This is a genomic window from Paenibacillus sp. RRE4 (assembly GCF_031844205.1).
In the GTDB taxonomy this organism is placed as follows: Bacteria; Bacillota; Bacilli; order Paenibacillales; family Paenibacillaceae; genus Paenibacillus; species Paenibacillus xylanexedens_B.
In genome coordinates this window covers 48,426-56,438 of sequence record NZ_JAUZUT010000018.1, presented here as the reverse complement: position 1 = coordinate 56,438, position 8,013 = coordinate 48,426, and the positions used below count along the sequence as shown (strand labels likewise).

Annotated in this window: 8 protein-coding genes; 6 read left to right on the top strand and 2 right to left on the bottom strand. The window is 46.2% G+C overall.

Annotated features, from left to right (window positions below; genetic code table 11):
- Positions 1 to 52: 52 nt before the first annotated feature.
- The 4 genes from sdhB (at position 53) to Q9R46_RS27995 (ending at position 3,515) form a co-directional block, all read left to right on the top strand.
- Positions 53 to 817: a succinate dehydrogenase iron-sulfur subunit gene (sdhB, locus tag Q9R46_RS28010; RefSeq protein WP_090919432.1), complete on the top strand. Its 765-nt coding sequence runs from the start codon at positions 53 to 55 to the stop codon at positions 815 to 817.
- Positions 818 to 1,007: 190 nt separating this feature from the next.
- Positions 1,008 to 1,964: a metallophosphoesterase gene (locus tag Q9R46_RS28005; protein ID WP_311282556.1), complete on the top strand. Its 957-nt coding sequence runs from the start codon at positions 1,008 to 1,010 to the stop codon at positions 1,962 to 1,964.
- Positions 1,965 to 1,995: 31 nt separating this feature from the next.
- Complete coding sequence (locus Q9R46_RS28000; RefSeq protein WP_145335508.1) at positions 1,996 to 2,727, top strand: metallophosphoesterase family protein; 732 nt, start codon at positions 1,996 to 1,998, stop codon at positions 2,725 to 2,727.
- Between the two features lie 143 nt (positions 2,728 to 2,870).
- A complete protein-coding gene (locus Q9R46_RS27995; protein ID WP_311282555.1) occupies positions 2,871 to 3,515 on the top strand; it encodes a GNAT family N-acetyltransferase in 645 nt (214 codons plus the stop codon).
- Between the two features lie 699 nt (positions 3,516 to 4,214).
- Here the strand turns inward: Q9R46_RS27995 and Q9R46_RS27990 are convergent.
- Both Q9R46_RS27990 and Q9R46_RS27985 read right to left on the bottom strand, forming a co-directional pair.
- Positions 4,215 to 5,024 carry a histidinol-phosphatase gene (locus Q9R46_RS27990; protein ID WP_145335505.1) on the bottom strand — a complete coding sequence of 270 codons (810 nt, stop codon included), beginning with the start codon at positions 5,022 to 5,024 and terminating at the stop codon, positions 4,215 to 4,217.
- 259 nt (positions 5,025 to 5,283) lie between these two features.
- Positions 5,284 to 6,186, bottom strand: coding sequence for a LysR family transcriptional regulator (locus tag Q9R46_RS27985; RefSeq protein WP_090919420.1), 903 nt, complete (start codon positions 6,184 to 6,186; stop codon positions 5,284 to 5,286).
- 450 nt (positions 6,187 to 6,636) lie between these two features.
- On the opposite strand from Q9R46_RS27985, the gene Q9R46_RS27980 reads away from it, so the two are divergent.
- Positions 6,637 to 7,095: a chemotaxis protein CheX gene (locus tag Q9R46_RS27980; RefSeq protein WP_145335503.1), complete on the top strand. Its 459-nt coding sequence runs from the start codon at positions 6,637 to 6,639 to the stop codon at positions 7,093 to 7,095.
- Between the two features lie 58 nt (positions 7,096 to 7,153).
- Complete coding sequence (locus Q9R46_RS27975) at positions 7,154 to 7,927, top strand: SDR family NAD(P)-dependent oxidoreductase (RefSeq protein WP_311282554.1); 774 nt, start codon at positions 7,154 to 7,156, stop codon at positions 7,925 to 7,927.
- Positions 7,928 to 8,013: the final 86 nt, after the last annotated feature.

The window sequence follows — 8,013 nt, the reverse complement described above, 5'->3', positions numbered from 1 at the left end:
AGCTTTGCGCACCAGCAATACAATCATCGTCACCAGAGGAGGGGACAACGATATGGCGGAACAAGCAACAGTGAGTAAAACCGTCAAGTTTATTATCACCCGTCAAGACAGCCCGGAGTCATCTTCATATACTGAGGAGTTTGAACTTCCGTACCGTCCGAACATGAACGTGATCAGCGCCCTGATGGAGATTCAGCGGAACCCGGTAAATAAGGATGGTAAATCCATTGCGCCGGTTTGTTGGGAATCCAACTGTCTTGAAGAAGTGTGCGGCGCCTGCTCCATGGTTATTAACGGCAAACCGCGTCAAGCGTGTGCGGCTTTGATCGACAAGCTTGAACAACCCGTTCGCATTGAACCCATGAAAACTTTCCCGGTGGTACGTGACCTTGTCATTGACCGTACGCGGATGTTTAACGCTCTGAAGCGCGTTAAAGCATGGATTCCAATCGATGGTACGTATGACCTTGGTCCAGGGCCTCGTATGCCTGAGAAGAAACGTCAGTGGGCTTATGAGCTATCCAAGTGTATGACTTGTGGCGTATGTCTCGAAGCTTGTCCGAACGTTAACGAAAAAACTGATTTTATTGGTCCAGCTGCGCTGTCTCAGGTTCGTCTGTTTAACGCTCACCCTACCGGTGAGATGAACGCAGAAGAACGTCTGGAAGCGTTGATGGACGATGGCGGTATTGAAGGCTGCGGAAACTCGCAGAACTGTGTGCGTTCATGTCCAAAAGGCATCCCGCTCACAACGTCCATCGCTGAGATGAATAAACAAACCACCAAGCATATGTTCAAACGTTGGCTGGGTGTATAATGGTGTAATCGAGAAGCAGAGGTTCAATCTGCTCCTCTGAGAAGTCGTGATCCCGCGCAGAATTTGGCGGGTCACGGCTTCTTTTGTCATCAATCGAAGGAAGCAGGCATGCAAGGCAGAATATGGTATACTACAGGGATGGATATGACCTGTAACAACTTTTAAGAAAACTGACCCGAGGAGGGGAATGATGGGAAAGACACCACGGTTGAACAGCGGCAACTCGCCGTCCCGACACTTGAACGGGCCAAACCGTTCGAATGCACCTCTTTTTCCTGGAGAAGAAAAGGATCATGACCCTTCTCGTCGAATGTTCCAACTACGAAAACATGTGATGACTTTGGTAGCGAGTGTGCTGACACTGGGATACGCGCTTTGGGAGCCGCGGCGTCTACAAGTCAATCATATTGATCTTAAGTTCCCCTCATTTCCTGAAGCGTTTAATGGAATGCGTGTCGTTCATTTCAGTGATGTACACCTTGGTTTTCATACAGGGCGAAAACAGTTGAGCAAACTGGCAGAACAAATCAAGGATCAGCAACCGGATCTCATCTGTTTTACCGGAGATATCGTTGAGAGACAATCCGAGCCAATGCGTGAGTGTGTACCGATTCTTGCGTCTATGACAGCAAGGTACGGGAAGTTTGCGGTGCTCGGGAATCATGATTATCGAGGACGTCAACAGCAGGATGTGATGGAGATGTTCCGTGAAGCGGGCTTTACCCTTTTACTCAACCAGCATATCGTTATTGAACGTGGAAACGGAAAGTTTGCGGTAGTAGGTCTGGATGATGCGTTAACAGGAGAGCCCGACTTGGAAGAGGCTGTTACAGGGTTAAGTGAGAGTGTGTGGAAACTGCTACTTATGCATGAACCGGATTATGCCGATTATGCCGCTCCGCATGGATTTGGGTTGCAACTCTCCGGTCACAGTCATGGTGGTCAAGTCCGTTTTCCCTGGTTCGGTGCAATGACGACTCCGCGGGGGTCACGTAAATATATCCAGGGATTGCATTATACATCTACGCCCCAGATGCCTGTTTACGTGAATCGGGGATTTGGCATGACGCAGCTTCCCATTCGTTTTCTATGCAGACCTGAACTGACCGTGCTTCATTTAAGCCGGGATGATGTAAGTGAAAGATGAGGCTTAACATACATGAATGGGGGTTAACCAGATGGAACGTATAGCGATTGTATCCGACATTCATGGCAACATGACTGCCTGGGAAGCTGTGATGAAAGATATGCAGCATCGTGGTTTGAACAGGATATTTTGTCTGGGTGATCTTGTGGGCAAAGGGCCGCAACCAGCTGAAGTGGTGGATCAGGTCAGAGCAACATGTGAAGTGGTCATTCGTGGCAACTGGGATGAACTGATCGCGGTGAATCAGGACGTCCGTGATTTCACATGGCAAGCTGAACGACTGGGAGCCGACAGAGTGGCTTATTTGGCAAGCCTTCCCTTCAGTTATGAATTTAAATTAAGCGGACGGACCGTTCGATTAGTCCATGCTTCACCGCAAAGTGTCTACCATCGCGTACAGCCATGGGATGAGATGGACAAGCGGCTGGCCATGTTTGATCCTCCGACGGACGAATCAGAGGCTGGAGCGGCTGACGTGGTGGGTTATGGTGATGTTCATAATGCTTTCCTTCAATATCTGGAAGGGAAAATGCTGTTTAACACGGGTAGCGTAGGTAATCCGCTTGATCTTCCACAAGCCTCATATTGTATTCTTGAAGGGGAATACGGCGATGATAGCCAAAAGCCGTTTAACCTTCAGTTTGTTCGGGTTCCTTACGATATTGAACATGAAGTACGGATTGCACAAAAAGCAGAAGTTCCGGCACTTGAAGCATATATTCGTGAAATACGCTCAGGTATCTATCGCGGATTACAAGAGTAACTGGAGTATCGTGACCGAATAAAGCTGAATAATGACAGGACATACTACAATTTATGTCATTCAATCGTAGGATCATGCCGGATCATCCTTAGAGCTTGCTTGTCTTACCGGACTAGAGCCCGTTAGGCAAAGGAGTGATTGTCATGCTTAATCGAAATATGCTAATCCAAGGGCTACCAGCCTTATGGACAGAGCGTCTTGTACTTCGGTCATTACGTCAAAGTGATTACATCACTTTATCTGAACTCTTATCCGATCCTCAAGTGATTCGATACGTCAATCGAGGGAGCCAACCTCCACCCATTCGGGCGAGAAAACTGCTAAACCAGATTCGGAGCAGCAGCGCCAAGCTGGATTCACTGCATTACGGCATCTGTTGGAAAGGGAGAGAGCAAGTGATCGGCATTACCTCTTTTCAGCATTGGAATGATCAAAAAGGGACTGCACAGATCGGTTACATCTTGGACAAGGCGTGCTGGGGTAAAGGCGTGGCCACGGAAGCGGTGCATCGTTTGCTGACATTCGGATTTGATGAGCTTCATCTGTGGAGAGTTGAAGCACGCTGTTACGAGGCCAATGGTTCCTCTGAACGGGTACTGCTTAAAATGGGCATGACTTATGAGCGGAATCTTCCATCATATGGACTGAACGACGGTGAAGACGGGGCATTCGAAAGCTCGATGGATGTTAAGGTGTATGGCATGTACCGCGAACAGTTCCAGCATGATCTGTACCTCGAACAGCTTCCACAAGCTGGCATCGAACAAGCCGGGAATGTCATAACGTAATAGAGGATAAGGTAACTGAAACGAACTTCAATCATTTGTTACACAATTGAAATATAGTTGCAATTGAACTCTAACAGACAAGGGGTAAACTTATCTCATGACCCCCTTTTTGATAATAGATAATGCTGTTGGAACCCGCTCTGAGCGGGTTCATTTTTTTTGACTGAAAATATAATCTACTAGAGTGTGTCTGAAAACGCTGAAGAAAGCCAAATTTGCTGAATTTTCGTTCCAAGCCAGAGATTTTCCCGCAGATATGCTGGGGTACGTTAAGGGAAAGTGGCACAGGAGGAGGTAAAAGGCAGTAAAGGATGCACCACAGAAAGTTTCAAGACACACCTTGATTGGAATTTATGAACTCTGGAATTCTAACGATCTCAGGAAACCTTATTTGCCCCCGAACAGGCCGCCTGGAATTCTAACGATCCCATTGGAGCTTATTTTGCTGAAACTCGGTCAGAATTCTATTATTTACAGCAAATTCACCCGAATAACGCTTCTGGTGATCGTTAGAATGTAAAACCTTCCAATACACGCGAAATAAGGTTTCTGGTGATCGTTAGAGTACGATGGGAACCAGAAACAGGGTGTGAGTTAGATATGACGGGGAGCCTTACCAGGGAATTAGATAAAACAAGAAAAGAAAAGATCCTCACGCTTAATTCATGCTACGTGGGGATCTTTGTGTTTCACCAACTTTTATAGAGGAACAATCTGCATTTGCTTTTGTTTGAAATACACCCATTCGGTGAAGCCGATCTCCCGCAGACGTGTGCGAACAAGGTCAAGCTCATCAGCTACCCGGCCCGGGATATGAGCATCTGAACCGAAGGTCACTTTTACGCCGTAATGATTGGCACGTTCCAGGATAGCATCGGACGGGTACCAACCGCCACTAAGCTTAGTTTTGCCCGAGGTGTTGATCTCAATCGCCACGTTGGCATCGGCTATCACCTGAAGAGCTTCGTCTATCGCATGATCTGCAATAATTTCGGAAAATGGCGGATAGTTGCCTTTCATCGCATCGATATGCCCAAGAATCTGGAACATGCCGCTACGGGCCGATTCTGCGATTAGCGCATAGTAGCCTTCTTTCACTTCAATTTTGCGAGCGTTGCTTAGTCCGTTCCAGCGGGTTTTGTTGAAAATACTGATATCCTCCGTGTGATGCACGGAACCGATAATATAGTCGAACGGGTACTGTCCCAGCGTTGTTCGGTACAATTCAGCATGTGATGGAAAGTAGTCGGATTCGATTCCGAGCAAAACGTCAATTTTACCGGCATATTCTTCTTTTAACGCGAGCACTTCAGCTACATAATGTTGTAATTCAGATTTACCCATTGCAATTCGCGGATGAGCCTGCTCCAGTTCACTGCCGAAGTAAGGGGTGTGATCCGAGATTCCAATAGCCTGAAGTCCTGCCTCTATGCCTGCTTCAATGTAATCCCTGATGTTGCCGTCCGCATGACCGCAGCGGAAATGGTGTGTATGAAGATCAAATTTCATATGGAATCCCTACCCTTTCTTTTCATCTATTTAAGTTGAACTGAAGATTTTACACAATCCACTCCGATGACAGAACAACCTTCAATCGCTGTTATCCCCGGATTTTTTTGATTCCCTTTCCGAAGGGGAAAATCCGGTGATAAGCGTATGCTTCCGATGTAGCTTTCTTGCAGAAAGCTTTTAGGCGAGCGCTCCGCTTTTCAGTTTTTTTCTGTCCTCTCCGTTCACGTGTAAAAAGAATAGTTCAACTTATCTAGGCTTATTCTGAGCTGATAAATTGAGTCTCCGGCATGCCTTTGAGATCACTCAGAAACTGATGCATCGCCGAATTCAGATAACGACTGGATTTATAAATGACACCTACAGGGTGGCTGACCTCAAGCTCACTTAAAGGGATCATGCGGAGTGTACCTTGCCGCAGCTCCTGTGCAACAGATTGTTTGGAGATAATGGCTGCACCTAGATCAATCTCCACCATTCGTTTCACTTCTTCGCTACTCGACAACTCCATGACAACATTGGGTTCGATGTTATATTTTTTGAAAACGGCTTCCGTAAACCGGCGCCCAACCGTATCCGGGGACAGGAGAATCAGAGGTGTGCTCCGCAGTACATCAACTGCGGCATGTTTTTTCTTCGCCAGCGGGTGGGAAGGGGATACAACAAGCTCAAATGTATCGTAGTATAGCACCGATGTACTAAGGTTAGGGTTCCGTTCGGTCAAATATCCAATTCCGATATCCACCAGACCATTCTCGACCTGTGTATAAATCTGCGCGGAGGGCAGAGATTGTATGCTTGTTTTAATGAGTGGAAATTGATCCTGAAAGTAAGAGAGCACCCTTGGCAATATTTGGATCGCAATAGATGTCGTTGTTCCGAGTACAATACGTCCTTGTGGCGTTTCATCTAGATCGGACAGCTTTTGTTTTAACTCATCTACAATATCGAGCATCCGTTCAGCATGTTCCAGAAAGACCTGCCCACGATCGGTGAGGGTTACGGGTTGATTCCGATCGACAAGAACGGTGTTGAATTCGTCTTCCAGACTTTTGATCTGAGCGGAGACAGCCGGCTGTGTCAGGTTGAGAAGTTCTCCCGCTTTACGGAAACTCATCGTTTTGGAAATAGTAATCAGCGTTTCGAGCTGGCTGATGTTCATATACGGCCTCCTTGCAACAAAATATCCTCTGTATGTCATGTGTCATGCAGTGAATTCCGTGACGGGTTCTGTTTCTTTTATCTTAAATTATAGGGGATTACGGAGATCAGAGCAATGAAGGGCATACGCCTATTTGAAAGTAGACTAATGGACTAAATAAATGGAATAAATGTGAAGTAAGCTAAAATTTAAAATTTTAACTATATACACAACCGGTATAAAAGTCCTACATTCTTTTTACAGTATCAACGAGGGAATAATATTTCTTTCCAAAAGTGTAAAGCGACAAAAACAGCTATAAACATTTGCTATTCTAATGACGATAAATTATAGTACACAAGATTTCCTGAATTCTTAATGAATTCTCGTACGTGATAAAGTATAATAAATTTAAAGAATATGGGACTTTTGGTGTGTGACCAATAACCCAGTGTGAGGAGGACATATACAGTGAAAGCGGAAGTAATTAACCCATTCCTGGAATCTGCACGCAACGTTTTTGAACAGCTAATCCAGGTTTCGCCTTCCACCGGGAATCTTGGCGTGAAAAATGTAGAGTACATTGCTGACCATGTCTGGATCGTAATTGGAATGACGGGGCAGTTGAGCGGAAATATTGTTTTTGGTATACAAGAGACGGTGGCTTTGAAAATCGTTTCAGCTATGATGGGTGGTTTTGTCATCACCGAGATGGACGATATGAGTAAAAGTGCGATCTCTGAGCTCGGTAACATGATCAGTGGTAATGCAAGTACAATTCTGTCCAACCAAGGCGTTGTCGTGGATATTACGCCTCCTCAAGTGATGCAATCTGAAATTTTAGCTAAATTCAATGCAACAAAAGCGCTTAGCATTCCTTTGATGATGGATGGAATTGGCGAGATGGATATTCAGGTGATGATCTCGTAAAATAGAAGCATAGGCCTTCAAGAGGCCCAATGTGTTTTATTACGGGAGGACATCAACCATGCTGAAAGATCAGGTTGTTTTTATAACAGGGGCATCAAGTGGAATCGGTGCGCTCTGTGCACAAATGCTGATCGAGGAAGGAGCCATCCCGATTTTGGCTGCCCGTTCGCGGGACAAGCTGGATCAGATTGGTGCTTCACTACGGGGGCGGCATGAACTGCTTACGCTGGATGTCACAGACAGTGAGCAGGTTCAGACGGCTGTAGATGAGATGTTACATAAATACGGACGAATCGATATTTTGCTGAATAACGCCGGATACGGAAAATTTGCTGCCATGACAGACATGTCTGTACAAGAATTCGATGAGATGATGGACGTCAATTACATGGGCATTGTCCGTTGTACCAAAGCTGTGCTTCCACATATGCTGGAACGGGGCAAAGGCCAGATTGTAAACGTAGCTTCGATGGCTGGTAAAATAGGGACGGCCAAATCAGCATCGTATACGGCTACAAAGCATGCTGTACTTGGATTTAGCAATGCCTTGCGTCAGGAACTGCGCAAGACGGGCATCACTGTCACGACGATTAATCCAGGTCCCATTGATACACCGTTTTTTGATCGTGCTGATCCTTCAGGGAATTACGTAAACAATGTGCGCTGGCTGATGCTGACACCTCAGAATGTAGCGGGCCACATGATTCGGGCCATGAAGAAACACAAGGAAGAAGTGAATTTGCCACGGCTGGCATCAGCGGGTATTTGGCTATATCAGTTGTTCCCGAGACTGGCTGACCGCTTGTCACACGGTGTAATGAATCAGAAGTAGAATGTAACGAGTGCACCATATATCGGATGAAGAAGGGCTCCGCCGAGGGGCTTTTCTTTTTTTTGCGCAGACTTGGACATTTCGGC